The following is a 25612-nucleotide window of genomic DNA, read 5'->3' as shown; positions in this document are numbered from 1 at the left end:
GCCGACGCCGAGACAGCCGGCGAGGACGACGAGCGCGACGACGGCCGGGAGGGCGACTCGTCGCGTGGACGTTCCGGGAGCGGTCCGATAAACGTACTGACGGGTCCGGGAGCGGTGACGGGTTTCGGCACGACGGTCCCGCGTGGCGACGCTCCTCGACCGACCCGCCGGCCTCAGTCGTCCCGCCGCGCCGGGTCGAGGAGTTCCGCGGGGTGGCGAGACGAGCGACCGAGCAGGTCGTCGAGTTGGTCGAGACACGACGTCCCGCTGGCGACGACGGTGCGGTCGGCGGCATCCGCGGCGGTGAACTGGTCGACGAGGTCCGCGCCGACGGCCACGCTCACGTCGTAGTACTCGCGTTTGTAGCCGAAACTGCCGGCCATGCCACAGCACTCCACCTCGGAGGTGACGACGTCGTAGCCCAGGTCCGACAGGACGGCCGTCGTGTAGCGGTCGACGCCGAGGGTGCGTTGCTGGCAGTGTGCGTGGTACGCGACGCGCTCACCGTCTCCGAGGTGGAGCGTGTCGGGGGCCGCCCCGTTGGCGAGCAGGCCGTAGACGTACTCGAACAGGTCGTAGCTCCCGTCGGCGAGCATCTCGTACCGGTCGTCGAGCAGACGCTCGTAGTCGGTCTGGAACATCGCGTGGTCGCTCGGTTCGACGACGACCACGTCGCGGCCGGCCGCGACCTCCGGCACCAGCGATTCGGCGACGGTCTCGGCGGCCTCGCGGGCGGTGTCGACCATCCCCTGCGAGAGCGGTGCGCGGCCGCTGTCGGTCACCGACGCGACGGTGACGCCCACGCCGAGCGCTTCGAGGACGCGGACGGCGGCCTTCCCACGCGCCGTGTGGACGTGGTCGGTGTAGACGTCCGGGAACAGGACGACCTCCCGGTCGGCGTCTCGGACCGTCGGGCGGTCGGCGGCCCACTGCTGGAACGTCTCGCACTCGAACGTCGGCAGTTCGCGGCGACGGTCGACGCCCGCGAATCGCTCCATCGCTCGGCGCGCGACGCCCGTCCCGGCCAGCCAGTTCGAGACCGGGGCGGTCGCGCTCCCGAGGCGGGCGAGCGTCCCGAAGTTCCCGAACAGCCGTTTCTGGACGTCCATGCCGGCAGGTTCGGCGTCGGGGGTGAGACCGTCGACGAGGAAGTCGAACCGAGCGTCGTCGGCGTGGTTGATGCGGTCGCGGACGACCGTGTTGATCCACGGGATGTCGATGCCGACCGGACAGGCGTTCACACAGCGGGTACAGCCGGTACAGAGGTCGTTGAACTCGGCGGCGGTGTCGAGACCCTCGACGCCCGCCTCCCACCCGGTCGCGATGCCCCCGGAGTAGGTCTCGCCGCCGAAGACGTGGCCGCCGACCTGCTGGAAGTTCGCACAGGAGTTGGCACACGCCGAACACCGGATGCAGTACAGCGTCTCGCGCAGGTCGTCGTCCTCGCGCATCGCGAGGCGGCCGTTGTCGACCAGCACGAGGTGGAACGCGCGGTCGTCGGGTGGCCCCGTCTCGTCACGCTCGAAGTTCAGCGTCGGCGAGTCGACGGGAGGCGTCAACAGCGAGACGTAGCTGGTGATGTCCTGGCCCGTCCCCGACCGGCCGACGAGTTCGAGGAACGGCGCGAGGTCCTCGACAGACGGAATGACCTTCTCGACGCCCGCGACGGCGACGTGGGTGTCCGTCGCCGTCACGGTCTTGCGGGCGTTGCCCTCGCTGGTGACCAGCGCCATCGTCCCCGTGTCGGCGGTGAGGAAGTTCGCGCCCGTCACGCCGACGTCGGCGGCTTCGATACGCTCGGCCAGTCGCTCGCGGGCGAACGCCGTCAGGTCCGCGGCCGTCTCCAGCGGTTCCTCGGGGTCGAACGCCGCGGTGAACAGCGCCGCGATGTCCTCGCGTGACTTGTGGATGGCCGGGGCGACGATGTGGGAGGGCGTCTCGTCGGCGACCTGCAACACCCACTCGCCGAGGTCGGTCTCGACGACGTCGACGCCGTCGGCGGCGAGCGCGTCGTTCAACTCGACCTCCTCGGTGGTCATCGACTTCGACTTCACGACCCGCTCGCCCTCCACGTCGCGGACGACGTCCCGGACGTAGCGTGTCGCGTCCGCGGCGTCGGCGGCGACGTACACGGTGCCGCCGTTGGCCTCGACGGCCGCTCGCAGCTCGTCGAGCAGTTCGGGGAGGCGTTCGATGGCGTCCTCCTTGATTCGGCGAGCCTCGCGTTTGAGCGCCTCGTAGTCGTCGAGGTCGGCGACCGACTCGTAGCGACCCCGGTTGAACCCCTGCGTGTTCGCCTCGACGGCCGGCCCCTCGGTCGCCAGGATGCGGCGGATGTGCTCGGCCTTCGCCGAGCGAGCGTCGCCGCTCATGGCTCGACCAGGACGACGTGGACGCGACTCGGTCCGTGCGCACCCGTCACCAGCGCCCCCATGTCCGCGGTGGCGCTCGGCCCGGTCGCGAGGACGTGGCTCCCGCCGTCCGTGCGGATTCGCTCGCCGAGTCGCCCGAGCGCCGTCGCCATGTCCGGAACGACGGCCCCCGTCGGGAGGACTGCGACGTGGAGGTCGGGGAAGAGGCTCGTCGGCTCGACGCCGTCGGGCGTCGTCGAGAGGACGACGCTCCCGTAGTCGGCGACGCCGAGTGTCGCCGGGGTGACACCCGTCGTCGCCGCGCCGAGTGCGCTCGGGGCGACGTCGGTCGCGACCGACGCGGGGAGCGTCCCGAGACCGTCGGGCAACGGGACGCCGACCGCGGGCGGTTCACAGACGGCGTCGACGGCCGCGGTGACGCCGTCCCGGTCGGTGACCGTGTGGGTCACGTCGAGTCGGTCGAGGCGCTCGACGAACCGGTCGAGCGTCGAGCGTGGCGTGGTCGACATACGACTCCGTTCAGGCCCCGTCCTCAAATCGCTATGCTCGCCGCGAGCGACGGCACGCTTTTGTCCGTGCTCGGCGCGTCCCCGGTATGCGCGCCGCCGTCCTGACCGACCCGGGCGAGTTCGAACTCCGAGAGCGAGCGCGGCCCGACCCCGCACCCGACGAGGTGCTCGTGCGGATTCGACGCGTCGGCGTCTGTGGCTCCGACGTCCACTACTACGAACACGGACGCATCGGTGACTACGTCGTCGAGGACCCGCTGGTGCTGGGCCACGAGAGCGCGGGCGAGGTCGTCGCGGTCGGGGAGGCCGTCGACTCGCTCGAACCGGGGGCGCGGGTCACGCTCGAACCGGGCGTCCCGTGTCGTCGCTGTCCTCACTGCAAGCGCGGTTCCTACCACCTCTGTCCCGACGTGACGTTCATGGCGACGCCGCCCCACGACGGCGCGTTCGTCGAGTACGTCGCGTGGCCCGCCGACTTCGTCTACGAACTCCCCGACTCCGTCTCGCTGGGCGAGGGGGCGCTCTGCGAACCGCTCAGTGTCGGCATCCACGCCTGTCGCCGCGGTGGCGTCGCTCCGGGCGACAGCGTCCTCGTGACCGGTGCGGGCCCCATCGGCCTGCTCGCCGCCGACGCTGCCCGCGTGGCGGGGGCGACCACCGTCCTCGTCACCGACGTCGTCCCCGAGAAGGTCGCGCGCGCCGAGCGCCGCGGCGCGGACCAGGCCGTCGACGTCACCGAAGTGGACCTCGGGGCGGTCGTCGACGAACACACCGACGGCGTAGGCGTCGACGTCGTCGTCGAAGCGTCCGGTGCGACGGCGTCCATCCAGAGCGCCCTGGACGGCGTGCGCCGCGGCGGAACAGTCGTGTTCGTCGGCCTCGCACCGGAGGCTGAGGTCCCCATCGACGTTCTGGATATCGTCGACGGCGAACTCGACGTCCACGGCTCGTTTCGCTACGCGAACACCTACCCCGCCGCCGTCGACCTGCTCGCCCAAGGTGCCGTCGACGTCGCGGGACTGGTCGACGCCGAGCACTCGCTCGACGACGTCGACGGTGCGTTCCAGCGAGCGACGGCCCCCGACGTGGTGAAGGTGATGGTCACCCTCGACCGCTGATCCGGTGGAGCGGCGTCGCTCCCTGGTAGCACCGTGAGAACCGGCCAGCGGGAGTCGAACGAATGCGTATGGCACACAGACAACCGACGGCTCCGCTGGCCTGCACTCTGCTGTTCGCGACCGACCACCGATAACTGTCACGATTCGATGACAGTCATCGGCGAAATCAGGGTCACGTCTGCGCGTCGTCCACCTCGCCTGCCGGTTGACCGAGATAGCGGAAACACTGTCACGGCACGCCAACCCATTACCCTCGTCCGCGAGTGGGTGTGACGATGGCACAGACCGAAGCGGACCGAAATCGGTGGCTCATCGCGCTCTCTGCGGTGTCTATCCACCTCTCCATCGGCTCCATCTACGCGTACAGCGTCTACCAGAACCCGCTCCAGGAGCTCAACGGGTGGAGCATCGGCGACGTGACCCTCGGGTTCACCGTCGCCATCTTCGTCCTCGGGGTGTCGGCGGCGTTCCTCGGAACCTACGTCGAGCGGTACGGTCCGCGGACGGCCGGCCTCGCCGCCGCCGTCCTGTTCGGCGGTGGCACGGTGCTGACGGGCGTCACCGTCGATGCCGGGAGCTACACCGGCTTCCTGCTCACCTACGGCGTCGTCGCCGGGGCCGGGTTGGGGTTGGGCTACATCGCCCCGGTCTCGACGCTCGTGGAGTGGTTCCCCGACCGCCGCGGGATGGCGACCGGGATGGCCGTGATGGGCTTCGGCGCGGGCGCGCTCATCACCAGCCCCGTCGCGAACTACCTGATGAACACCGTCGGCGTCGCCACGAACTTCTACGTCCTCGGGGTGACGTACTTCCTCGCGATGGCCGCGGGGTCGCTGTACATCAAGAAACCGCCCGCCGACTGGGCACCGGCGGGGATGGACCCCGACAAGATAGAGACCAACGAGAAGGGCGTCTCGGTGTCGACGGACCTCGCCCAGCTCGAAGCGCGGGAGGCGCTTCGCACCAAGCGGTTCTGGGTCGTCTGGCTCATCATGTTCATCAACGTCTCGGCGGGCATCATGCTGCTGTCGGTCGCCTCGAACATGACCCAGGAGATAACCGGCGCGGACGCGGCGCTGGCAGCCTCTATCGTCGGCGTCATCGGTCTGTTCAACGGCGCGGGACGCATCGTCTGGGCGAGCGCCTCGGACTACCTCGGCCGGACCGCCACGTACGGGACGTTCTTCGGCATCCAGATACTCGCGTTCGCGCTCATGCCGAGTATCACCAACGTCTGGCTGTTCTCGGCGCTGATGTTCCTCATCGTCACCTGCTACGGCGGCGGGTTCGCCTGCCTCCCCGCGTACCTCGGTGACCTGTTCGGGACGAAGGAGCTCGGAGCCATCCACGGCTACTCGCTGACCGCGTGGGCGCTGGCGGGCGTCGCCGGCCCCACGCTCGTCGCCCAGATCGTCGAGCGCACGGGGAGCTACCAGCTCTCGTTCTACGTCGTCGCGGGCGCGCTCGTCGTCGGCCTGCTCTGTGCGGTGTTCCTGCGCTACGAGATCAACAGCATCAAAGACGACCGACCGGCCGGCGGTCAGGCGGCAGTGGACGACTGACGACGGGCGAACACGCTGCTCGCCACTCTACTCTGTCAGCCGTCGTCGCTCGAAACAGACACACGCGACGCTCGGGAGTTTGTTCGCGACAGAAGTATGGGACCGCTGAGATTCGAACTCAGGTCCGACGGACCCCATCCGCCGAGGATACCAGGCTACCCCACGGCCCCGTGTTTTCACCGATGAGAGACCGACGATTAAGCGCTTCGCTTCGTCGGTGCCCGCGACACGCCGAGACAGGGGGTGGCTCGACACCCCGAGTCCGAGTCACTCCCCCTCTCGTGGGACCACGAGGTCGCCGTCGTCACGGACCGCGAGGCTCGCGACCGGGTCGTTCTCGTAGACCGCGACGCCGTGACACCGCCCGAGGACGTAGCCGTCGGCGTCGCTCTCGACGGTCGTGAGGTGCTCGCCGGTGGGTGCGACCACGTCGGCGACGACGTCGCCCTCCTCGACGGTGTCGCTCGCCTCGACGTGGTGGCGGACGACGCCGGCGGTGTCGGTGTGCGGGCCGACGTACCGCCGGACGGGGAACGAGACCGGTGCGTCGACGCCGGGGTCGGCCGCCTCGACGGCGTCCGGGGCCGTGTCGAGCAGCCCCCACGCCGCGAGCGCGCGACAGACGCCCGCGACGCCGGCCGCGCGGTGGTCCTCCTCGACGACCCCGTGACTCCCGAGTTCGACCGTGCACGCGGGGATGCCCGCCTCGTTGAGTGCCGCGCCCGCGGTCGACCGCTGGAGGTTCTGTTCGGTGTACTCCTCGGCCTCGTACTCGGTGACGATCGGGAGACCCACGGCTGCACAGAGGCGGTCGAGGTCGGCGGCGAGTTCCTCGGCTTCGTCTCGCTCGCGGACCGACCCGTACAGCACCCGGTCGCGGATGGTGAACGGCATCGACCCGACCTGCGCGGTGTGGAGGTCGAGCAGGAGGTCGGCACGTGGTGCCTCGCTCGTACCCGTGAACGCCTCGAAGATCCGTCGGTCGACGAGTTCCTGGACGCGCGGCGGGCGCGACGAGTCGTGCTCCCCGTCCGGGAAGTACCGATTCGGGTCGTCGTCGTGGTAGTACGACGTCCGGGTCGTCCGCCGGAGCCCGGCGGGGTTGAGCGAGGGGAGACACACCACCGCGCCAGTGAGCGTCTCGGGGTCGAGTGCGGCCACCGCGTCCTGTGCGGTGGCGAGCGCCGTCACCTCGTCCCCATGGATACCGGCGGTGACCCAGACGGTCGGCCCGTCTCCCGCCCCGTTGACGAGCACGACCGGGAGGCGTTCGGGCGTCCCCGTCGGGAGGTCGGTGACCGTCCAGTAGCCACGCGCGCGTTCGCCGGGAGCGGCGCTCGCGGTGCCCAGTTCGATGACGTCGTTCATGCGGGACGGGCGCGAGCGGGCGGGAAAAGTGCCCCGCTCCGGTGGTCGCCGTCGCGGTTCGGTCTCAGACGAGCACGCGTTCGAGCGAGACGACCGTACCCGAGTCGGCCTCGGGGTCACCGACCCACGTTCCGAGACAGACGGCCGCGCCGTCGGGCGTGTAGCAGGCGACCAGTTCCCCCTCGGCGATTCGGTCCTCGGGCGCGTCGCTCCAGGGACCCGGCTCCTCGGCGGTGTCCCAGTCGAACACGCCCGGGGCGTACACCGACGCGCCGTGTGCCACCTGTTCGGCCGCGCTCTCGGCGATGGTGACCCGCGGGAGGTGGACGAACGCGCGTTCGGCTGGCTGGACGACCTCTCGAAGCAATCTCTCGTCGCCGTCCTCGCGCGCGAACGCGAGCGCGTCGGTCACGTCGTGGAGCGTCGCCAGCGTGCTGTCGTCGAACGGACCGGTCCCCGCCCGCCGGAGCGCGCCCATGTTCGCGCCCGTCCCGAGCGCCAGTCCGAGGTCGTGACAGAGCTTCCGGACGTACGTCCCGCTCTCGCAGTCGATTCGCAGGAGTGCCCGACGGTCCTCGCGTTCGAGGACGGTCAGGTCGTGGATGGTCCGAGTCCGGACCCGGCGGCTCACCGCGCTCTTTCGCGGTGGCTTCTGGAGGATGGGGCCTTCGAACTCCGAGACGACGGCGTCGAAGCCGGCGGGCGCGGGCTTGTGCAGCTCCAGTACGGCGATGTAGCGTTTCGGAACCGTGTCGAACACCTGTGCGGCGCGGGTGGCGTCCCCCAGCAACACGGGGAGACAGCCGGTGACCTTGGGATCGAGCGTCCCCGCGTGGGCCGCACGGTCCTGGCCGGCGACGTCGCGCAGCCACGCGGCGACCTGATGCGAGGACGGTCCCGGCGGTTTGTCGAGGTTGACGACGCCGAAGCTCAACAGTTCGTCGAGCGACCGGTCGTCGGGCGGGCCGCGCATCTCAGAACTCGTAGCGGACGCCTTCGACGGGAATCTTCCCCTCGTCGGCCTCGGGGTCGTACGATTCGATGGCGGTGACGAGCGTCTCGACCATCCCCTCGGGACCGAGGCGGGCGGTGTTGAGCGCGAGGTCGTAGATGGAGCGGTCCTCGATGTCGATGCCGTAGTACTCGTGGTAGCGCAGCGCCTCGCTCGCGGCGCGGCCTTCCGTCTCCTCGCGGGCTACGTCGACGGACTTCTCCTCGCGGTCGGCGATGCGAGCGGCGCGAATCGACAGCGGCGCGTCGAGCCACAGGCGGAAGTCGGCGTAGTCGCCGGCCATCCACCCCGCGAGACGCGATTCGAGGACCACGTCGTCGCGGTCGCGGGCGATGGACCGGAGGCGTCGGTCGAGGTCGCGGTCGATCTGGTCGTCCTCCTCGGCGAGTTTGTTGAACTCCAGGGGCGTCATGTCGCGGTCGGCCGCCAGCGACCGGAAGATGTCGCCGCCGCTGATGTGGTCGTAGGAGAGTCGGTCCGCGAGCGCGGCCGCGGCGGTGCTCTTGCCGCCTCCGGCAGGTCCGGAGATGGTTATCAACATGTCCTCACTGAGACCGAGGACGATAAAACGGTTGTCGTCCGCGACGACGGTCGAGGCCGTGTCGCCGGCCGACACCCCCGTGTGCCGTGCTTACGAGGAGGACGGGGAGGTGCTGATGTTCAGCGCCTTCCGGAGAATCTGACCGAACCCCATCGAGCAGACGAAGTACCAGAGGATCCACGCCGGGAAGACGAACGTCAGGCTCTCCCAGTCGGTCTGACCGACCAGCGGCATCGTCACCGTCCCGAGCTCCTGGCCCTGCGTGAGGACCTCCCAGTAGAGCCAGAGGAACACGGGGATGGTGATGAGCATGATCCAGACCATCGGGCGGAACTGCATCTTCATCATCCCCATCTGGTCGCCCATCGCCTCCATGCGCTCGTCGTTGATGCGGTCGACGGCGTCGTCGTCGCCGCGGTCCTTGGCGTCCTTGTACCGTTCCTGGATCTCCTGCATCCGCTCCTGGTACTCGCCCATCTTCTCGGTGTCCATCAGGTTCGCCTGCAGCAGCGTCGAGTAGAGACCGGTGACCATCGCCAGGATGAGGACGACGGCGTAGAACGGGAGCGTCGCGTTCAGCGGCCCCAACACGACGTCAAGCGTCCCGCCGACCGCGTTGCGGATGGGCGAGACCTGGTAGCCGAGGAACAGCCCCAGCGCGGCCAGGCCGGCGAGCTTGTCGTACGTCGTCCAGCCCGTGTCCTCGTCGTCGGCGTCGGTGCTCGCTGCCGCCGCCTCGGAGGCGTCGTCACCGTTCAACGCCTGTTCGACGCCGTCGGGGTCGCGAACCCGGAAACCGTCACCGTCGGTGCTCTTGAGGATACCCTTCTCGATGAGCCGGCCCCACTGGCCGCTCGACAGGTCGTCGTCCACGTCCGCCCACTCGACCGTCCCACCGTTGGATTGGGCCTGGTCGAGTACGACTTCGAGTGCACGACGCATCCCGGGGTCCTCGCGGGTGAGGTCCCGGACTTTCTGCGTCACTCGTGCCATTTAGAGAGGGTAGGAACAGCGTCGTTATCAACCCTGTGACGTGCGCTCGACGACCGGTCCGGTCGATACCGGCGTCGCCGAACGCCTCACTCGTCGACCAGCGCGTCCTCGATGGCGAGGCGGAGGTCGTGCCACACCTCGTCGGGCGTCTGATCGCCGTCGACGCGCGTCAGCAGGTCGCGACCCTCGTAGAACTCGATGAGCGGCTTCGTGTTCTCGTCGTAGACGTCCAGGCGGTCGACGACGACCTCCTCGGTGTCGTCGTCGCGCTGTTCGAGGCGGTCGCGGACGGCCTCGTCGGTCGGCATGTCGTACTCGACGTGGTAGTTCTCGCCCGTCTCGGGGTCGACGCGTCGCCCGGTCAGGCGCTTGACGAGCTCGTCGCGCCCGACGTCGAGCAGCGCGACGATGTCGAGGTCGGTCTGGTCGTCGAGGTACTCCGCCTGCGCCTCGTTACGCGGGTAGCCGTCGAGGACGAACCCCTCGGCGTCTTCGAGCGCCGCGACGACGATTTCGTTGACGACGGGGTCCGGGACGAGTTCGCCCTTGTCCATGTACTCGCGGGGCTTGCCGAACTCCGTCTCCATGTCCTTGTTCGCGCGCAACGCGTCGCCCGTCGTGATGTGCTCGACGCCGTACGTCTCGACGATGCGCTTGCTCTGCGTGCCCTTGCCCGCACCCGGTGGTCCGATCAGCAGGATTCGTGGATTGCTCATACCGGCCCCACACCGGCCTCCCTAAAAGGCTTGTAGGAACCGCCACGTCCTGCCAGCATGGACGACCCGGTCACACGACGCCATCGCCTGCCTCGCCGCCACGTCCGGTAAAATTAGCCACAGGGGTGTGACGTGCAAACGGTGAACAACTATCGTCTCCCAGTAATATCTGCTTCCATGAACTTCGAACGCAGTTTCTGGGTCGGGTTCACCGGGTGTGGTGTCCTGTTGGCGGCGCTCTCGCTGCCGTCGGTGGTGACCGAAGCGACGGTACTGGCGGTACTGCTCGGTGGGGCAGGGGTCGGGATGGCGCTGTCGGGGGGCGTCGCGCTCGTCCTGGTCAACGACCCGCGGGGACCGACCGAACCGTCGCGGGCGGCCGCCGCGGTGCTGGGTGTGACCGCCGTCGTCCTCGTCGGCTACGCCGTCGACGCGCTCGTCGGTGCCGGATAGCGAGCACGCGCCGTTTAACACCCTCCCCGCGCAACCTCCCCACACGTGACCGACACTGCCGACACGCCCCGTGACCGCCTCGTCGCGTTCGTCCGGGCCATCACGGCCGAACGGACCAGCGGCGGCGACGGCGTCGCGTTCGTCGCCCAGGAGACGCGACTGACCTACGCCGACCGGACGGTGACGCTGTCGTGTTCGCCTACCGAGCGCGAGCGCCTCGACGAACTGCTCGGCGAGTACCCGGTGTTCAAGGTCAAACAGCCGGAGACGCGGAAAGCGCCCGAGGACGTCGTCGTGCTCTCGGCCATCGCGGACCCGAAACACCTCGCAGACTTCCTCGAATCGGTGTTCCGTGAGGTGTTCGAGGCGGCCGAGGGGTTCGAACTCCGCGTCGAGCGGTGAGGCGACGAGGTCGGCCGATATCCCCGTGCTTTTGTGCTGACTCTGCGTCCGTCCCGCCGATGCAGAGCGACTCGTCGGACGGCCGACCGCCCGCCCCCGCACCCCTGGCGGCCCGAGAGGACCCCGATGGTCGGTAACGGCCGGTCGAACGGGAGACGGACAGTCGTCGACTACCGGACGAGCCTCGGCTATCTCGGGCGAATCCTGAAGTACCTCGCGGTGACGCCGCTGTTGCCGCTAGTGGTCGCGCTCTACTACGACGAGAACCTCCTGCCGTTCCTCGCGGCCATCGCCGTCATGCTCGGTCTCGGCCTCGCGCTCGAACGCCTCGACCCCAACCCGGACCTCGGCCACCGGGAGGCGTTCTTGCTCGTCAGCCTCACGTGGCTGGTCGTCCCCATCGTCGGGACGGTGCCGTACCTCGTCGCGGGCGACGGCACGGTCGCCCAACCGGTGAACGCACTGTTCGAGTCGATGAGCGGCTTCACGACGACCGGGTCGACCGTCCTCGGCGACATCTCGTTCGACACGCACTCGCGAGCCATCATGATGTGGCGACAGCTCACCCAGTGGCTCGGTGGCATGGGTATCCTGGTGTTGATGGTCGCTATCCTGCCGGAGCTGTCCGTCGGGGGAGCACAGGTCATCAGCGAGGAGTCGCCGGGGCTCTCGATTGAGAAACTGACGCCGCGAATCCAGGACACCGCCCGCGCGCTGTGGGGTATCTACATCGGGTTCACCGTCCTCGCCTGCATCGTGTTCTACGCGTTGCAGGTGACGGGGGTCGCCGAGAACATGACGTTCTACAACGCGGTCGCCCACGCGCTGACGACGATGCCGACCGGCGGGTTCTCCCCCGAAGCGCGGAGCGTCGAGGCGTTCGTTCCCGCGGTCCAGTGGGCCATCGTCGGGTTCATGGTCGTCGCGGGGACGAACTTCGCGTTGTTCTGGTACGCACTGCGCGGCGAACCGAACCGCCTGTTCGAGAACGTCGAGTTCCGGTCGTACCTGTTCGCGATGGTTGCGGTGACCGCGATGCTCGGCGGTCTGCTGTTCACGGGGCTGGGTCTCGCGAACGTGCCCGAGAACGTCGCGACGATTCCGGGCAACCTCGAACCGACGCTCCGGCAGGCGGCGTTCCAGACCGCCGCCGTCGTGACGACGACCGGCTACGCCAGCATGGACTTCAACACCTGGGGGGAGTCCGCGCAGGTCGTGCTCCTGCTCGCGATGTTCCTCGGCGGCTCGGCGGGGTCGGCCGCGGGGTCCATCAAGATCGTCCGCTGGGCGGTCGTCCGCCGGGCGATGACCCACGAACTGTTCACGACGGTCCACCCCGAGGCGGTCAACCCGGTCCGCTACGGTGGCCGCGTCGCCGAGGACGACACCATCCGGAGCATCTTCGTGTTCGTCCTGTTCTTCCTGACGCTGTTCGCGTTCTCGACGGTGGTGCTGTACGTCGACAGCTTCCGGGTCGCGGGACTCGACCTCAGCGCGCTGGAGGCCATCAGCGCCGCCATCGCCACCCTCGGCAACGTCGGCCCCGGAGTGGGCGTCGTCGGGCCGATGAACAGTTTCGAGCCGTTCTCGGACCTCTCGAAGCTCTACATGGTGTTCCTGATGTGGATCGGTCGCCTGGAGATCCTCTCGGTGCTCGTCGTCCTCACACCGTCGTACTGGCGTCGGTGAGGCGACTCACTCGACGAGCGTCGTGGACTCGTCGCTGGTCCCGTCCGGCGACTCGTCGTCGGCCTCCCGGCCGTCGGCCGCGAGTCCTTCTGCGTAGCCGAGTCGTCCCGCTGCGGCCGTCGTCCGGAAGAGACGGAACACCGCGACGGCGATTCGGACCACGATGACGAGAGTACCGAACGCGGCGAGCACCGACCCGAGCCGCTGGACGCCGGTGACGGCGTCGGGGGTCGCGCCGCTGGCGAGGGCCGACCCGAGGAGCAGGCATCCGAGACCGACCCAGAACGCCTCGTCGCGCTGGGAGAGGGCAGTGAGCGTCTGTCGGGACATGCACAGCGCTACCGGCCGCGACGTCATAACGGTCACGTCGAGCGAGGGGACCGAGGAGTTCGAGAGGACACGACTCCGCGACGCGTCGCTCGTGGTCGCGGTTCCTCGACGAAAGAACAGCCACGCGATGGTAAACGGGTTGTCAGAGGCACGTCGACCGTCGCGTGGAGGGACTCACCGGTCACGAACGCGTTCGAGGACGCTTCCACCGTCGTCCCGAACTCATCCACCTTCAGACGTGACGGGTGTGTCCACCACCAGCTGCGACCCGACCCCAGATAAGCATTATTACTCCTCTCCGGCGCTGATATCAACGTCGGCGTTACTGTCATGACGCCGACATAGGAGTGGTCAGGTCGATTCCAGCCCGCGGGCAGTGCGAACTCGACTCGTCGACGTGGCCCCCTACGACCGCCAGTACGCGCCCGTGAACAGGACGAGGACGGGCAGGACTTCGAGCCGGCCGACCCACATGAGGAACACCATGAACAGCTTCGAGACCGGTGAGAACTCCAGGTAGCTCCCGAACGGGCCGAGCGAGCCGAAGCCCGGCCCGACGTTCCCGAGCGTGGAGGCCGTCGCGCTCATCGCCTCCAGCACGTCGATGCTGTACCCCGTGCGACCGGCGTCGACGACGACGAACACCGTCCCGACGAAGAAGAGGACGAAGTACAGCAGCGTGAACGCGAAGATGCCTCGGATGGCGCGCTCGTCGACGACCCGACCCGCGAGTCTGACCGGCGACACCGCCTCGGGGTGGACCGTGGTGAACAGCTCCCGACGGATGGCCTTGACGACGACGACCCAGCGGATTATCTTCACCGCACCACCGGTCGACCCGCCCGAGCCACCGACGAACATGGTGAACAGCAGGACGTACTTCGACGCCTCGCTCCACCCGGCGAAGTCGCTGGTGGCGTACCCCGTCGTCGTCACCAGCGAGACGACCTGGAACGTCGCGTGCCTGAGGGCCTCCTCGACGTCGCCGGGGACGAAGGCCCCGACGTCGAGGCCGGTCGCCCCGTTCGTGAACAGCAACCCCGCGAGGAGGGCCGTGACGACGCCCATGACGCCGAGGTACGCCCGGAACTCGGTGTCCCGCGCCAGCCGCCCCGGCGAACCGTTGACCGCCCGCCAGACGAGCGCGAAGTTCGTCCCCGCGACGACCATGAACGGGACGACGACCCACTGGACCGCTGCGGAGAACGCACCGATGCTGTCGGCCTCCGGGGAGAACCCACCGGTCGGCATCGTCGTCAGGCCGTGGGCGACCGCGTTGTAGAACGTCATGTTGGGGGCCATCCCGGCGACGTTGAGACCGTACAGCAACACCACTTCGAGAGCGGTGATGCCGACGTACGCTAGCCAGAGGACGCGTGCCGTCTCCGCGATGCGCGGGGTGAGCTTCTCGATGCCCGGCCCGGGCGCTTCGGCGTCCATCAACTGCGCGCCACCGACGGACAGTTCCGGCAGGATAGCGACCGCGAGGACGACGATACCCATGCCACCGAGCCACTGGGTGAGCTGTCGCCACATCATGATGGCCCGCGAGTGCGTGTCGAACGAGATGTCACCCATCACCGTCGCGCCCGTGGTCGTGAAGCCGCTCATCGACTCGAACAGCGCGTTCACCGGCTGGGCGACCGTGCCGTCGCCCGCGACGAGATAGGGTATCGTCCCGACGAGCGCGACGGCCAACCAGGTCAACGCGACCATCAGGAACCCCTCGCGAGGGCCGAGGTCCGGGTCGGGGTCCAGCCCTTCGAGGGCGAAGCCGAGACCGACGACCAACACGATAGTCGCGACGAACACCAGCACGTCGCGCTGGTAGACCAGCGCCACCGCGAGCGGGAACGCCAACGGGACCGAGAGGTAGCGGAGGACGGTGCCGACGAGACTCACGCTCGCCCGCCACTCGACGCGGAGCCGACTCCTGCTCATCGACGACCCTCCTGTGTCACACCCGAGCGTCCGACGGACGAGACATGAATCCACCGCCTTCGGACCGGCAGCGACCGACTGCGCGGTCGGGTGGCGGTCTCACGACCGCCAGAACGAGCGGGTCAGCAGCGTCAACACGGGGAATATCTCGATGCGCCCGACCCACATCATCGCGACCATGACGAGCTTCGTCGAGTCCGGAAACGGCTCGTAGCTGCCGTAGGGGCCGGCGAAGCCGAACGCCGGCCCGATGTTGAGGAACGTCGAGGCGGCCGCGCCCATCGCGCCGAACTCAGTCACCTCGACGCCCGCGCGGGCGGCGTCGACGACGACGAACACCGTCAACAGCCCGAAGATGACGACGCTGACGAGGGTGTAGGTGTAGACGTCCCGGACCGTCCCCTCGTCGATGGCCCGTCCCGAGAGCCTGACCGGGCGGATGGCCTGGGGGTGGACGGCCGTGAACAGGTCCCGGCGGAACGTCTTGCCGACGACCAGCCACCGCAGCGTCTTGATGGAACAGGTCGTCGACCCCGCCATCCCACCGACGAACATCCCCAGAAAGAGGACGTGGCGCGGCCCCGCCGACCAGAGGTCGAAGTCGACCGTCGCGTACCCCGTCGTCGTCACGATGGAGGTGACCTGGAACACCGTCGCCCGGAGCAGTTCCTCGCCCAGCGGGTACTCCCCGTCGAGGAAGAGCATCGTCCCGACGACGACCACCGCCCCGAGGACGACGCCGAGGTAGACGCGGAACTCCTCGCTGTCGCGTAGACGCGTGGTGTCCCCCCGCGAGAGGTGATAGAGGACGACGAAGTTCGTCGCCCCGACGAACATGAACGCGACGACGACCCACTGCACGACGGGCGAGAACGCGCCGACGCTCTCGGCCTCCGGGGAGAACCCCGCGGTCGCGACCGTCGTCAGCGCGTGGGCGACCGCGTTGTAGAGGTCCATCTCGGGGGCGACACCCGCCGCCCGCAACGCGAGGAGGACGAACACCATCAGCGCGGTCAGGCCGACGTACAGTCCGCCGAGCAGTCGGGCGGTCCCCTCGATTCTGGGCGTCAGCTTCGTCACGTCCTGGGTCCGCGTCTCGGTCTCCATCAACTGCGCGCCGCTCATCGACAGTTCGGAGAGCAACCCCACCGCGAGGACGAGGATACCCAGTCCGCCGAGCCACTGGAGCACCTGTCGCCACATCAGGACGGCCCGCCCGTGGACGGCGAAGTCGTCGATGACCGTCGCGCCGGTCGTGGTGATGCCGCTCATCGACTCGAACAGCGCGTTCACCGGGTCGGCGAGCGTGCCGTTCCCAGCGAGGACGAACGGGAGCGTACCGACGAGCGCCACGGCGAGCCACGCGCTCGCGACGAGCAAGAACGCCTCGCGGGGGCCGGGGTCGCCGCGTTCGAACCGTTCGAGCGAGAGGCCCACCGCGAGCGTCACGACGAACGGAACGAGGAAGGGGACGACCGGTTCGCGGTAGCCGACGGCGAGCAGGCCCATCGCGGCGACGGGGATGGCGAGCAGTTTCAGGACGGTCCCGAGGATGCTGGCGCTCGTTCGCCAGTCGACGCGGACGCGCCTCACCGGCGACCTCCCCTCACCGCCTCACACCTTCGCGGCGACGGCGTCGATGTCTTCGGTGTTGACGAACAGCACGACGTGGTCGCCGACCTCGATGACCGTCTCCCCGCGCGGGGTGACGAGGCTGCCGTCGCGCGTTATCGCGCCGATGACCGTCCCCGCGGGGAGGTCCGGAACGCTCTCGCGGATGGGGCGACCGGCCAGCGAACTGTCGCCGGCGACGGTGAGTTCGAGCACCTCCGCGCGGTCGTCCTCGATGATGGCGACGTTCTCGGCGCGCTGCTCGCGGGTGAACCGGGTGATCTCCTCGGCGACGGTCTCGCGAGGGTTGACCGCGACGTCGACGCCCACCTCCTCGAACAGTTCGACGTACGCGCCCGTCTCGGTCAGCGAGACGGTTCGTTGGGCACCGAGACGTTTGGCGAGCAGCGAGGCGAGCAGGTTCTTCTCGTCGTTGTCGAGCGCCGTGACGACGACGTCGGCGTCCCCGACGTGCTCGCGTTCGAGGAACGAGCGGTCGGTCGCGTCGGACTCCATCACCGTCGTCTTCGGGAGGTCCTCGGCGAGTTGGCGCGCGCGGTCGGGGTCTCGCTCGATGAGTCGAGGGCGGAACCCGCGCTCTTCGAGCAGGCGGGCGGTCTGGAACCCGACCTCGCTGCCACCGACGATGACGATGTCGTCGGGGCCCGCCGAACTCGGCGAGAGGTCGGCGGCGAACTCCCGGACGCAGTCGGGCGAGCCGATGACGATGACCTCGTCGTCCGCGCGGATGCAGGTGTCGCCGTCCGGGATGACGAACTCCTCGTCGCGGACGATGGCCGCGAACGTCAGCGAGTCCCAGCGGTCTGCCTCGGCGACGGTCTGGTCGGCGACGGGGCTGTCGGCGGGCACCTCGAACTGGGCCATCCGGACCGCGCCGCCGGCGAACGTGTCGACGTCCTGCGCCGCCGGGAGACCGATGAGTCGGACGATGCTCTCGGCGGTCAACAACACCGTACAGACCATGAAGTCGATGCCGAACGCGCCCTCGGCGCTGCGCCAGGTGTCGAGGTACTGGGTGTCTTTCACCCGGCAGATGACGAACGCGTCGCCGAGCGTGTCGGCGGTGCCGCAGGTGACGATGTTCGTCTCGTCGTCGTCCGTGCTGGCGATGACGAGGTCGGTGTCGGCGATTCCGGCCTCGACGAGCGTCGAGCGGTCGCCGCCGTCGCCCTCGATGGCGAGCACGTCGAGTTCGTAGGTGAGTTCGCTGACGCGGTCGGGGTCGATGTCGACGACCACCACCTCGTGGCTCTGACAGAGGCTGGCGGCGATACTCGACCCGACCTCGCCCGCACCGACGACGATCACTCGCACGGGGAACCCTCCGCAGTCATACCCCAAGCAGACCCCACCGGTCTATATCGGTTTTCATCGCCCGGGCGGGGAATCACCAACCGTTTTAGCGGTTGCGGGCGAGTTTCCGGACATGAACACGGACACGACTCCCCGAGGAGAGCCATGAGTCTCCTCGTTCACGCGCTCGTCCCCGTCGCGAACGCGGACGACGCCCGCGCCACCGCTCGGGTGCTCGACCGCTACGCCCCCGAGCGGGTGACGGTCGTCCACGTCGTCGAGAAGGGCGGTGGCGTCCCCGACAAGACGCCGGTCGAGCAGAGCGAGGAGGAGGCCGAGAAGGCGTTCGCGGCGTTCCGCGAGACGTTCCCCGACGCCGACACCGAGGTCCGCTACGGGAGCGACGTCGTCGACGCGGTGTTCGAGGCCGCCCGCGACCTCGACGCGAGCGCCGTCGCGTTCCGTCCTCGTGGCGGGTCGCGGTTCGTCCAGTTGCTCTCGGGCGACCGGACGCTCGACCTCGTCACGGAAGGCGACCTGCCCGTCGTCGCGTTGCCCGGTGAGACGGATGCGTGAGGACACGCTCGGTTCGCGACCGCCCCCGGAGGTGTCGCATGAGCGGCGGTGATCAGGAACTCGCGAAGGACCTCGGCCCGCTCGCGGCGCTGACCATCGGCGTCGGGACGATGATCGGCGCGGGCATCTTCGTCCTGCCACAGACCGCCATCTCCGACGCCGGGTCGTTCGCCGTCGTCTCGTTCCTCGTCGGCGGTGTGATCGCGCTGTTGACTGCGTTCTCGGCGTCCGAACTCGGGACGGCGATGCCGAAGTCCGGTGGCGCGTACTACTACGTCAATCAGGCGCTCGGCCCGCTGTTCGGGTCCATCGCCGGCTGGGCCAACTGGATGGGGCTCGCCTTCGCCAGCGCGTTCTACATGATCGGGTTCGGCGAGTACATCCGCGCGATCTTCGGCGTCTCCGGGTCGGTCGGTGCCGGCCCGCTGAGCCTCTCGTACGTGCAACTCATCGCACTCGCGGGGGCGGCGTTCTTCATCCTCATCAACTACGTCGGCGCGAAGGAGACCGGGAAGCTCCAGAACGTCATCGTCGTGATTCTGGTGGCCATCCTCGCCGTGTTCACGGTCATCGGGTCGCTCCAGTCGGACCCCGCGAACCTGCCGGCGTCGAAGGGCTACAGCGCGATGTTGACGACGACGGGGCTCATCTTCGTCTCGTACCTCGGGTTCGTCCAGATAACGAGTGTCGCCGAGGAGATACAGGAACCGGGGAAGAACCTCCCGCGCGCCGTCATCGGGAGCGTCGTCATCGTGACGGTCATCTACGCGCTCGTCCTCGTCGTGATGAGCGCGTCGGTCGAACAGGGGTTCATCGCCGGCCTGAGCGAGGACAAGATCGCCGTCGTCGAGGTGGCCCGGCTCATCATCGGGCCGGTCGGGGCCATCGCGATGCTCGCCGGAGGGCTGCTGGCGACCGCCTCCAGCGCGAACGCCTCCATCCTCGCCTCCTCGCGCATCAACTTCGCGATGGGCCGTGACCGCATCGTCACGCCCGACATCAACGAGGTCCACCCCCGGTTCGGGACGCCGTACAAGGCCATCGGCATCACGGGCGGGTTCATCCTGCTGTTCATCGCACTCGGGAGCGTCGAGTTGCTCTCGACGCTCGGGAGCATCCTCCACCTCGTCATCTACGCGCTGTTGAACGTCGCGCTCATCGTGTTCCGCGAGTCGGACGTGGTGGAGTACGACCCGTCGTACACCGTCCCGCTCTACCCGATAACACCCGTCCTCGGGGCGCTGAGTTCCATCGCGCTCATCGTGTTCATCAACCCGGAGGTCATCGCCATCGGCGGCGGGTTCGTCGTCTTCGCCGCGCTCTGGTACGTCTTCTACGCTCGGTCGCGGACCGACCAGCGCGGGGCGCTCTCCGACTGGGTGCTCTCCCAACCCGAACAGATGCCGAACGCCGCCGTCGACGTCGCCAACGTCGCCCAGCCGGACGGCGGGGAGTTCCGCGTGATGGTGCCGCTGGCGAACCCCTCCAGCGAGACGGACCTGGTGACGCTCGCCAGCGCAATCGCCAAACAGCGCGGGGGAACCGTCGTCGCGACGCACATCGTCACCGTCCCCGACCAGACCGCCCTGCAGTACGGTGCGGACCACGTCGAGGACATCGACGCCGGGTCGGTCGAACTGCTCGAACACGCCCGGGAGGACGCCGAGACGTTCGGCGTCCCCGTCGAGACCCACACCGTCATCTCCCACCGCGGCTTCGAGGAGGTGTTCGACGCGGCGAAGATGTACAACGCCGACCTCGTCGTGATGGGCTGGGGGCCGGACCACGGTTCGCCCGGCCGTGCGGAGGGAGCGTTCGACGACCTCACGCAGGACGTCCCGTGTGACTTCCTCGTACTCAAAGACCGCGGGTTCGACCCCGACCGTATCCTCGTCCCGACGGCGGGCGGGCCGGACTCGGACCTCTCGGCACGCATCGCGCTGTTGCTCCGCGAACAGTACGGCAGCGAGGTGACACTGCTCAACGTCAACGACAGCGAGCGCGTCGGCCGGGAGTTCCTCGAGTCGTGGGCCGCCGAGCGCGGCCTCTCCGACGCGACGCTCCGGGTCGAGACGGGTGACGTCGAGGCGAGCATCGAGCGCGCCGCCGACGACGCGACGATGCTCGTTGTCGGTGCGACCGAACGCGGCCTCCTGCGGCGTCTCGTCTCCGGGTCGCTCGTCATGGAGGTCGTCGACGACGTGGAGTGCTCGGTGTTGCTCGCCGAACAGCGCCGCGAGCGCACGCTGCGAGAACGACTGTTCGGCTGACGGCCCTCCGACCGCGCCGTCCGGTCTCTCCTCTCGTCCGACACCGACCGTACCGCACCAGCGAGCGGTGCGGTCGACGACGGACGCCCACCGGCAGACGGGCGTCAGACTCATCTCCAGTTCCCGAACACTCAATACGGTAGACAGCAGTATGTCCTATGTGAGCGAACTGCCCTGTGTCTCGTGTGGGGTCGAGATAACTGCCGAGGCGTCGAACTGCCCGGACTGCGGTCAGCGCCAGATGACGCGCGCGACGGCCATCGCGTACACGACAGTGGGGGTACCCGCCGTCCTGCTGGCGCTGGGCGGGTCCGTCGTCGTCGGCGTCCCCTCCGTCCTCGACCAGACCATCGGTCTGGCCGGCCTCGTCCTGACGTTGCTGGCGGCGTACTGTCTGGTGTCCCTCGGCTTCCTCCACGCCTACGCCAAGCGACGACGGCTCCTCCAGCAGCCGACGGCGGCTACCCACGAGGACCCCGGTCAGTCGGCGACCGAGACGCAGTGACCACCCGCGAGACGACCCCCTCTCGGCCCGTCCTATCGCCGCCGCCCCGACAGTATCACCCGTGAGACCGCTCCGGAGGCACCACCTAACGTCCCGTTAACGGGTCGAATTCTCCCGTCTGCGAGGCCTTCCGCGCCAGACGCGACGCCGCGGCCGACGAGGGACGCGCGCGCCCGACGAACAGTCACGGACGACGGGTACTCAGACTTAGTGAGGTTCTTACCAAGACCGTAGAGTCTGTATGCTGCGTGACGACCATGGCACCCAACGATACCGTCCGCCGACGCGCCTTCCTCGGAACCGTCGGTGCCGCCTTCGTGGGCCTCGCTGGCTGTTCCGACAGCACCGGCCCCTCCAACGGTACCGACACCGGAACCCCCGGCACGCCGACTGCCACGCCCGCGGGGACACCGAACGACACCACCGACGCCACCCCCACCGACTCGCCGAACGGGACCGACACCGGGACACCGGCCGACCAAGGCCCACCGGCGTGGATGGCCAACCAGGGCGACCTGTACGACAACTTCGCGATGTTCGACGACCAGTGGTCGGTGAGAAACGGGTCGGCGACGCTCGTCGAGGGCGAGGGGTTCATGGGGACCCCCGGCGTCCGGATGGAGACCGACGACGGCGGCCTCGTCCGCGTCGAACGCAAGTACTGGCAGGCCCAGGACTTCTCCAACAAGACGCTCTCGATGGCGGTGAAACTCGAGGAGACGACCGTCTCCAGCGCCGAGATCGCAATCTACCTCAAGGACATCAACGGCAACGAGGAGAAACACAGCGACGAGATTCCGTCGGAGGCCGCGGGCGAGTGGCTCCGCATCGACCCCGGTGCGAAGAGCACCGACACCATCGACCTCTCGCAGTTGACCCACATCCGCATCGACCACTACGCCCGGGACGGTAACTCGACGACGTTCGTCGCCAGCGACCTCCGGACCCACCCGAAACCCGAGACGGGGACGGTCGTGTTCGCGCTGGAGGGGACCCACGAGAACAACGTCGACGTCGTCTACCCCGCGATGAAGGAAGCAGGGTTCGCCGGCGGCGTCTTCGCCGCTCCCGACAAGCTTGGTCACTCCAGCGACCCGACCATCTCCGACTACCAGGAGATGGTCGCCGACGGCTGGGACATGGGCGTGACGACGCTCGGAGCGAAGCGTCTGACCGAGATTCAGGGCGAGCAGGACGCCCTCGCCGGAGCGACGACGCAACTCGAGAAACGCGGGTTCGACGGCGCGACGAACGTGTTCCGACCGCCGCGCGGTGACTACACCGCCGAGACGCTCGGCTACGCGGACGAATCGTTCGACCTGACGTTCGTCGGCGTCGGCGGGTCGATGGGGACCAACGACCAGCTCACCGACACCCGGACGGTGCTCTCGATAGACGCCGACGACCTGGAGTGGGCCACGGAGTGCGTCGAGGCCGCCGCGACCCACAAGCAGACCGCGGTGCTGTTCTTCACGCCGCGCCACATCGACGACCCAGCGGCGTTCGAGGCGCTCGTCGCACGGACGAAGGAGCTCCAGCAGAACGGCGACCTGCAGGTCGTCACGCCGACGGAACTCGCCTCGCGGTACGCCTGAGACGCGCAGCGGCAGTCGTTGTTCGCGCTCGCTCGTTCTCCTCCTCGCCGTTCGTCATTCCCTGAGCTTCGCCCGCTCGCGACGTGCACGGACGCTGTCGACGTCCTCGTCGTCGAGCAGTCGACCCAGCCGTCGCTCGAACTCCCGGTCGTCTATCTCGCCGTCCGCGTAGCGGCGTTTGAGGGTGTCGAGCGCGTCCTCGCGTTTGCGTTCAGGGGAGCGCTCGACTATCGACTGCAGCCCCAGCGACCGCGCGAGGTCGCTGCGGCGTTCGGCGTGGTCGGCGAGCGATTCGAGGCGACTCCCACGCACGTCGAAGTCCGCGCGCTTGACGAGCGTCCACGCGATGGCGACCACGACGACCACTTCGAGCACGCCCAGTATCGCCGCGCCCGCGACGTACGGGACGACCGCGGAGAGGAACACCGACAGCGGGGCCGAGAGCGTCGCCAGCGCGGTCAGCGCGCCCGCGGCGACGACCGCGACCAGCAGACACGTCAGCACGACCAGTGCGACGAGCAACACTCCGAGCATACCCGCCCTACCAGCCTCGAAGCCATGTATCCTGCGGCAGCGTCGCCCGGCACCGAGACCGGTGGGTCAGTCTTCCGTCGTCGGGTCTCTCCCGAGCGCGTCGTCGGGTGTGGGTCCCGCGTCGTCGGCCGCGCGCGACTCCTCGGTCGCGTCTCGGTCGGTAGCCGAGTCGGCGTCCGGGACGGTCGGAGTGTCGGCGTCCGGCGCGGTCGTGGCGTCGCCGACCTGGAACTCGGTCCAGCGCGGGTCGGCCAGCCACGGCGCGACCACGCGGCCGAACTCGAAGCCGAGGACGAGCACCAGCGGGCCGAGGAAGATGCCGTACCACCCCCAGAGCAGCGGCCCGAAGATGTACGCGAGCATGATGGCCCCGACGTGGACGTTCCGGCCGCTGACGAACGGGCGGAGCACCTGGTCGGGTATCCAGTCGACGACGACGACGGAGACGACGGCGAACAGCGCGACGAACCAGAGGGTCGTCGGGTCTTCGAGGACGGCGACGGCCGCGAGGACGAGCGCCACCGGCACCCAGACGAGTTTGATGCCGACGACGGGGACGAGACTGGCGACCCCCACGAGCAGTCCGACCAGCGTCGGTTGGGGGACGGCGACGACCGCGGGGGCGACGAGGTTGAGCAGGTTGAACACCACCCCGGCGAGCAAGCCGGTCACCGCGGCGTTGACGATGTTCCCGAAGTAGACGCTGCGGAGGTCCTCGTCGACGACGACGAAGTAGCGTTCGGCGACGCTCCCCTGCCGGAGGAACGTCGAGCGCGCCCACGCGACGATGCGGTAGTCGTCGCGAAGCAGGTAGAACGAGACGACGAGCACGATGAACGCGTGGAGGCCGGCGCTGCCGAGGAAGCCGACCGACCCGAGCGTCGCCTCGACGACCGCGAGGAACGTCTCGTCGGTCGTCAACGCCTGGAGGCGGGCGGGGTCGGCGACGACCACTCGGACGAGACTGTCGAGTCCGCCCGCCAGCGCAGACAGCGGCAGGTACGGTTCGAGGACGGCGAGCGTCTCGCCCACCTCCTCTGAGGTCACGAACGCTGCCACCTCCGTGAGAGCGACGGCGATGGCGTACGCGAACAACAGCAGTGCGGGGACGACGAACGCGAGCAGCGCGACCGCCGCCGCGAGCGTCCGGGAGGCGACCCGCCCCGCGACTCGCTCCATGACGGGTCGGGTCGCGTAGTAGACGAACAGACCGAAGACGAGCGTGCCGACGTACGACCAGGCGACGAACGCCAGCACGACGAGCAACGCGAAGGCGAGCGCCCACAGCGTGAGTCGCTGTCGGTCGACCGACGACCGCCCGAGGTCGACGCTCACCGGCGACCACACCCGCTACCTGCTGGCGACGTCGCTTCCTGGCACCCCCGGCTCATACCCCCCAGTCCGCTCGCTCGCCGGGTAAGCCTGTCGTGAACGTGATAGGTTTCCGGGACAGTACCGATACCCGAATTACGGAGGTGCCGATAGCCGGGCCACGACGTCCCGGACCACGACGAACAGGCCACTCACAGACGAGCGCGTGAGTTCGCCGTCGGGGACGCACGTCGTGTGCCGGTCAGGAACGCTCGGTACGCGAACAGCGTTCGACGACGTCTCGTGCCGACTCGGCGGTCGACTCTCGAGTGGTGTCGGGCGGGGGGTCGATGTCCGCCACGACCGACCCGGACTCCCCGTCGACGGCGACGCGGACCCCGGAGGGGTTCTCCTCACCGAGACCGAGCGCGCACAGACCGACGCCGGCGCTCTCGGCCGTCTCGCCTTCGAGGGCGTCCGAGCGGAGTTCGACGGACTGGCGCTCGCTCGGGTGGCCGGCGTTCTCGACGTCGACGCCGACGCCGGACAGGTCGAGACCGACGTCGACCGCCGGGCCGTCACGGTCGAGGTCCAGCGAGACCGGCACCCCCCGACGTTCCTCGACGACCGCCGCCGCGTCGGTCTGACCGTCGGTCGGCGTGGCCGGCCCCGCCCGGACGGCGTCGTGTCCGCCGCTGTCGGTGGCGCTCCCGCCGACGAGGCTCAGTCCGACGACGACACCGAGTGCGAGGACCGCGCCCCAGAGCACGTAGCCGACCTTCTCGACGGTCGCGAGGGTCGTTGCCATCGCCACACCGTACCACGAACCGGAGGATAAACCTGTCCGAACTTTGATACAAACGTGAGAGTCACGGTGTCGTGACTCTCGG

Annotated in this window: 23 protein-coding genes and 1 tRNA gene; 9 read left to right on the top strand and 15 right to left on the bottom strand. The window is 68.8% G+C overall.

Translation table 11 applies throughout. The annotated features are described in order from the left end of the window. Positions 1–173 precede the first annotated feature (173 nt). Both M1L36_RS16335 and M1L36_RS16330 read right to left on the bottom strand, forming a co-directional pair. Complete coding sequence (locus M1L36_RS16335; protein WP_250874804.1) at positions 174–2372, bottom strand: LUD domain-containing protein; 2199 nt, start codon at positions 2370–2372, stop codon at positions 174–176. Further along, positions 2369–2881: an LUD domain-containing protein gene (locus tag M1L36_RS16330; protein WP_250874803.1), complete on the bottom strand. Its 513-nt coding sequence runs from the start codon at positions 2879–2881 to the stop codon at positions 2369–2371. Before M1L36_RS16330 ends, M1L36_RS16335 begins: the two co-directional genes overlap by 4 nt. A gap of 86 nt (positions 2882–2967) precedes the next feature. On the opposite strand from M1L36_RS16330, the gene M1L36_RS16325 reads away from it, so the two are divergent. Further along, positions 2968–3999: an NAD(P)-dependent alcohol dehydrogenase gene (locus M1L36_RS16325; RefSeq protein ID WP_250874802.1), complete on the top strand. Its 1032-nt coding sequence runs from the start codon at positions 2968–2970 to the stop codon at positions 3997–3999. A gap of 275 nt (positions 4000–4274) precedes the next feature. After that, positions 4275–5561: an L-lactate MFS transporter gene (locus M1L36_RS16320; RefSeq protein WP_250874801.1), complete on the top strand. Its 1287-nt coding sequence runs from the start codon at positions 4275–4277 to the stop codon at positions 5559–5561. Between the two features lie 97 nt (positions 5562–5658). On the opposite strand, the gene M1L36_RS16315 is transcribed toward M1L36_RS16320, so the two are convergent. From M1L36_RS16315 to M1L36_RS16290, 6 genes are all read right to left on the bottom strand, one after another. Next, positions 5659–5731 (bottom strand) — tRNA-Pro (locus M1L36_RS16315). A gap of 97 nt (positions 5732–5828) precedes the next feature. Then, a complete protein-coding gene (locus M1L36_RS16310; protein ID WP_250874800.1) occupies positions 5829–6929 on the bottom strand; it encodes a succinylglutamate desuccinylase/aspartoacylase family protein in 1101 nt (366 codons plus the stop codon). Between the two features lie 64 nt (positions 6930–6993). Continuing rightward, the gene (locus M1L36_RS16305; protein ID WP_250874799.1) at positions 6994–7902 is read right to left on the bottom strand and encodes an RNA-guided pseudouridylation complex pseudouridine synthase subunit Cbf5; all 909 of its coding nucleotides are present in this window, start codon (positions 7900–7902) and stop codon (positions 6994–6996) included. 1 nt (position 7903) lies between these two features. Beyond that, positions 7904–8482, bottom strand: coding sequence for a (d)CMP kinase (cmk, locus tag M1L36_RS16300; protein ID WP_250874798.1), 579 nt, complete (start codon positions 8480–8482; stop codon positions 7904–7906). Positions 8483–8572: 90 nt separating this feature from the next. After that, positions 8573–9475 (bottom strand): DUF106 domain-containing protein, encoded by a 903-nt coding sequence (locus M1L36_RS16295; protein ID WP_250874797.1) that lies wholly within the window; start codon positions 9473–9475, stop codon positions 8573–8575. Between the two features lie 86 nt (positions 9476–9561). After that, a complete protein-coding gene (locus tag M1L36_RS16290) occupies positions 9562–10191 on the bottom strand; it encodes an adenylate kinase (RefSeq protein WP_250874796.1) in 630 nt (209 codons plus the stop codon). Between the two features lie 177 nt (positions 10192–10368). Between M1L36_RS16290 and M1L36_RS16285 the strand changes: the two genes are divergently transcribed. From M1L36_RS16285 to M1L36_RS16275, 3 genes are all read left to right on the top strand, one after another. After that, positions 10369–10644 (top strand): hypothetical protein, encoded by a 276-nt coding sequence (locus tag M1L36_RS16285; protein WP_250874795.1) that lies wholly within the window; start codon positions 10369–10371, stop codon positions 10642–10644. Between the two features lie 45 nt (positions 10645–10689). After that, entirely contained in the window at positions 10690–11046 is a 357-nt protein-coding gene (locus tag M1L36_RS16280) for a DUF7975 family protein (RefSeq protein ID WP_250874794.1), read from the top strand. A 126-nt stretch (positions 11047–11172) separates the two neighbouring features. Next, a complete protein-coding gene (locus M1L36_RS16275; protein ID WP_250874793.1) occupies positions 11173–12735 on the top strand; it encodes a TrkH family potassium uptake protein in 1563 nt (520 codons plus the stop codon). Positions 12736–12741: 6 nt separating this feature from the next. Here the strand turns inward: M1L36_RS16275 and M1L36_RS16270 are convergent, their stop codons facing one another. The 4 genes from M1L36_RS16270 to trkA form a co-directional block, all read right to left on the bottom strand. Next, a complete protein-coding gene (locus tag M1L36_RS16270; RefSeq protein ID WP_250874792.1) occupies positions 12742–13065 on the bottom strand; it encodes a hypothetical protein in 324 nt (107 codons plus the stop codon). A gap of 405 nt (positions 13066–13470) precedes the next feature. Further along, complete coding sequence (locus M1L36_RS16265; RefSeq protein ID WP_250874791.1) at positions 13471–15006, bottom strand: TrkH family potassium uptake protein; 1536 nt, start codon at positions 15004–15006, stop codon at positions 13471–13473. A gap of 99 nt (positions 15007–15105) precedes the next feature. Continuing rightward, positions 15106–16515, bottom strand: coding sequence for a TrkH family potassium uptake protein (locus M1L36_RS16260; protein ID WP_305794585.1), 1410 nt, complete (start codon positions 16513–16515; stop codon positions 15106–15108). Between the two features lie 105 nt (positions 16516–16620). After that, complete coding sequence (gene trkA / locus M1L36_RS16255; protein ID WP_250874789.1) at positions 16621–17952, bottom strand: Trk system potassium transporter TrkA; 1332 nt, start codon at positions 17950–17952, stop codon at positions 16621–16623. Positions 17953–18096: 144 nt separating this feature from the next. Here trkA and M1L36_RS16250 point away from each other — a divergent pair, with 144 nt between their 5' ends. The 4 genes from M1L36_RS16250 (at position 18097) to M1L36_RS16235 (ending at position 22877) form a co-directional block, all read left to right on the top strand. Further along, positions 18097–18507: a universal stress protein gene (locus M1L36_RS16250; RefSeq protein ID WP_250874788.1), complete on the top strand. Its 411-nt coding sequence runs from the start codon at positions 18097–18099 to the stop codon at positions 18505–18507. Between the two features lie 38 nt (positions 18508–18545). Beyond that, complete coding sequence (locus tag M1L36_RS16245) at positions 18546–20777, top strand: amino acid permease (RefSeq protein WP_250874787.1); 2232 nt, start codon at positions 18546–18548, stop codon at positions 20775–20777. 160 nt (positions 20778–20937) lie between these two features. After that, the gene (locus M1L36_RS16240) at positions 20938–21282 is read left to right on the top strand and encodes a hypothetical protein (protein WP_250874786.1); all 345 of its coding nucleotides are present in this window, start codon (positions 20938–20940) and stop codon (positions 21280–21282) included. A gap of 257 nt (positions 21283–21539) precedes the next feature. Beyond that, positions 21540–22877 carry a polysaccharide deacetylase family protein gene (locus M1L36_RS16235; RefSeq protein ID WP_250874785.1) on the top strand — a complete coding sequence of 446 codons (1338 nt, stop codon included), beginning with the start codon at positions 21540–21542 and terminating at the stop codon, positions 22875–22877. A gap of 54 nt (positions 22878–22931) precedes the next feature. Here the strand turns inward: M1L36_RS16235 and M1L36_RS16230 are convergent, their stop codons facing one another. The 3 genes from M1L36_RS16230 to M1L36_RS16220 form a co-directional block, all read right to left on the bottom strand. Beyond that, positions 22932–23411: an SHOCT domain-containing protein gene (locus tag M1L36_RS16230; protein ID WP_250874784.1), complete on the bottom strand. Its 480-nt coding sequence runs from the start codon at positions 23409–23411 to the stop codon at positions 22932–22934. A 66-nt stretch (positions 23412–23477) separates the two neighbouring features. Beyond that, complete coding sequence (locus M1L36_RS16225; RefSeq protein ID WP_250874783.1) at positions 23478–24746, bottom strand: AI-2E family transporter; 1269 nt, start codon at positions 24744–24746, stop codon at positions 23478–23480. A 238-nt stretch (positions 24747–24984) separates the two neighbouring features. Continuing rightward, positions 24985–25530, bottom strand: a complete 546-nt coding sequence (locus M1L36_RS16220; protein WP_250874782.1) for a hypothetical protein — start codon at positions 25528–25530, stop codon at positions 24985–24987. Between the last annotated feature and the right edge of the window lie 82 nt (positions 25531–25612).

Origin of the sequence: Halomarina rubra (assembly GCF_023699475.1) — an archaeon.
GTDB lineage: Archaea > Halobacteriota > Halobacteria > Halobacteriales > Haloarculaceae > Halomarina > Halomarina rubra.
The sequence above is the reverse complement of the archived record's forward strand: the minus strand, read 5'-3'. Positions and strand labels throughout refer to the sequence as shown.

Excerpts from the sequence above, each read along its gene's own strand:
- M1L36_RS16335 (WP_250874804.1), bottom strand. The coding sequence starts at position 2,372 with ATGAGCGGCGACGCTCGCTCGGCGAAGGCCGAGCACATCCGCCGCATC.
- M1L36_RS16330 (WP_250874803.1), bottom strand. The coding sequence starts at position 2,881 with ATGTCGACCACGCCACGCTCGACGCTCGACCGGTTCGTCGAGCGCCTC.
- M1L36_RS16325 (WP_250874802.1), top strand. The coding sequence starts at position 2,968 with ATGCGCGCCGCCGTCCTGACCGACCCGGGCGAGTTCGAACTCCGAGAG.
- M1L36_RS16320 (WP_250874801.1), top strand. The coding sequence starts at position 4,275 with ATGGCACAGACCGAAGCGGACCGAAATCGGTGGCTCATCGCGCTCTCT.
- M1L36_RS16310 (WP_250874800.1), bottom strand. The coding sequence starts at position 6,929 with ATGAACGACGTCATCGAACTGGGCACCGCGAGCGCCGCTCCCGGCGAA.
- M1L36_RS16305 (WP_250874799.1), bottom strand. The coding sequence starts at position 7,902 with ATGCGCGGCCCGCCCGACGACCGGTCGCTCGACGAACTGTTGAGCTTC.
- cmk (WP_250874798.1), bottom strand. The coding sequence starts at position 8,482 with ATGTTGATAACCATCTCCGGACCTGCCGGAGGCGGCAAGAGCACCGCC.
- M1L36_RS16295 (WP_250874797.1), bottom strand. The coding sequence starts at position 9,475 with ATGGCACGAGTGACGCAGAAAGTCCGGGACCTCACCCGCGAGGACCCC.
- M1L36_RS16290 (WP_250874796.1), bottom strand. The coding sequence starts at position 10,191 with ATGAGCAATCCACGAATCCTGCTGATCGGACCACCGGGTGCGGGCAAG.
- M1L36_RS16285 (WP_250874795.1), top strand. The coding sequence starts at position 10,369 with ATGAACTTCGAACGCAGTTTCTGGGTCGGGTTCACCGGGTGTGGTGTC.
- M1L36_RS16275 (WP_250874793.1), top strand. The coding sequence starts at position 11,173 with ATGGTCGGTAACGGCCGGTCGAACGGGAGACGGACAGTCGTCGACTAC.
- M1L36_RS16270 (WP_250874792.1), bottom strand. The coding sequence starts at position 13,065 with ATGTCCCGACAGACGCTCACTGCCCTCTCCCAGCGCGACGAGGCGTTC.
- M1L36_RS16265 (WP_250874791.1), bottom strand. The coding sequence starts at position 15,006 with ATGAGCAGGAGTCGGCTCCGCGTCGAGTGGCGGGCGAGCGTGAGTCTC.
- M1L36_RS16260 (WP_305794585.1), bottom strand. The coding sequence starts at position 16,515 with ATGGGCCTGCTCGCCGTCGGCTACCGCGAACCGGTCGTCCCCTTCCTC.
- M1L36_RS16250 (WP_250874788.1), top strand. The coding sequence starts at position 18,097 with ATGAGTCTCCTCGTTCACGCGCTCGTCCCCGTCGCGAACGCGGACGAC.
- M1L36_RS16245 (WP_250874787.1), top strand. The coding sequence starts at position 18,546 with ATGAGCGGCGGTGATCAGGAACTCGCGAAGGACCTCGGCCCGCTCGCG.
- M1L36_RS16235 (WP_250874785.1), top strand. The coding sequence starts at position 21,540 with ATGGCACCCAACGATACCGTCCGCCGACGCGCCTTCCTCGGAACCGTC.
- M1L36_RS16230 (WP_250874784.1), bottom strand. The coding sequence starts at position 23,411 with ATGCTCGGAGTGTTGCTCGTCGCACTGGTCGTGCTGACGTGTCTGCTG.
- M1L36_RS16220 (WP_250874782.1), bottom strand. The coding sequence starts at position 25,530 with ATGGCAACGACCCTCGCGACCGTCGAGAAGGTCGGCTACGTGCTCTGG.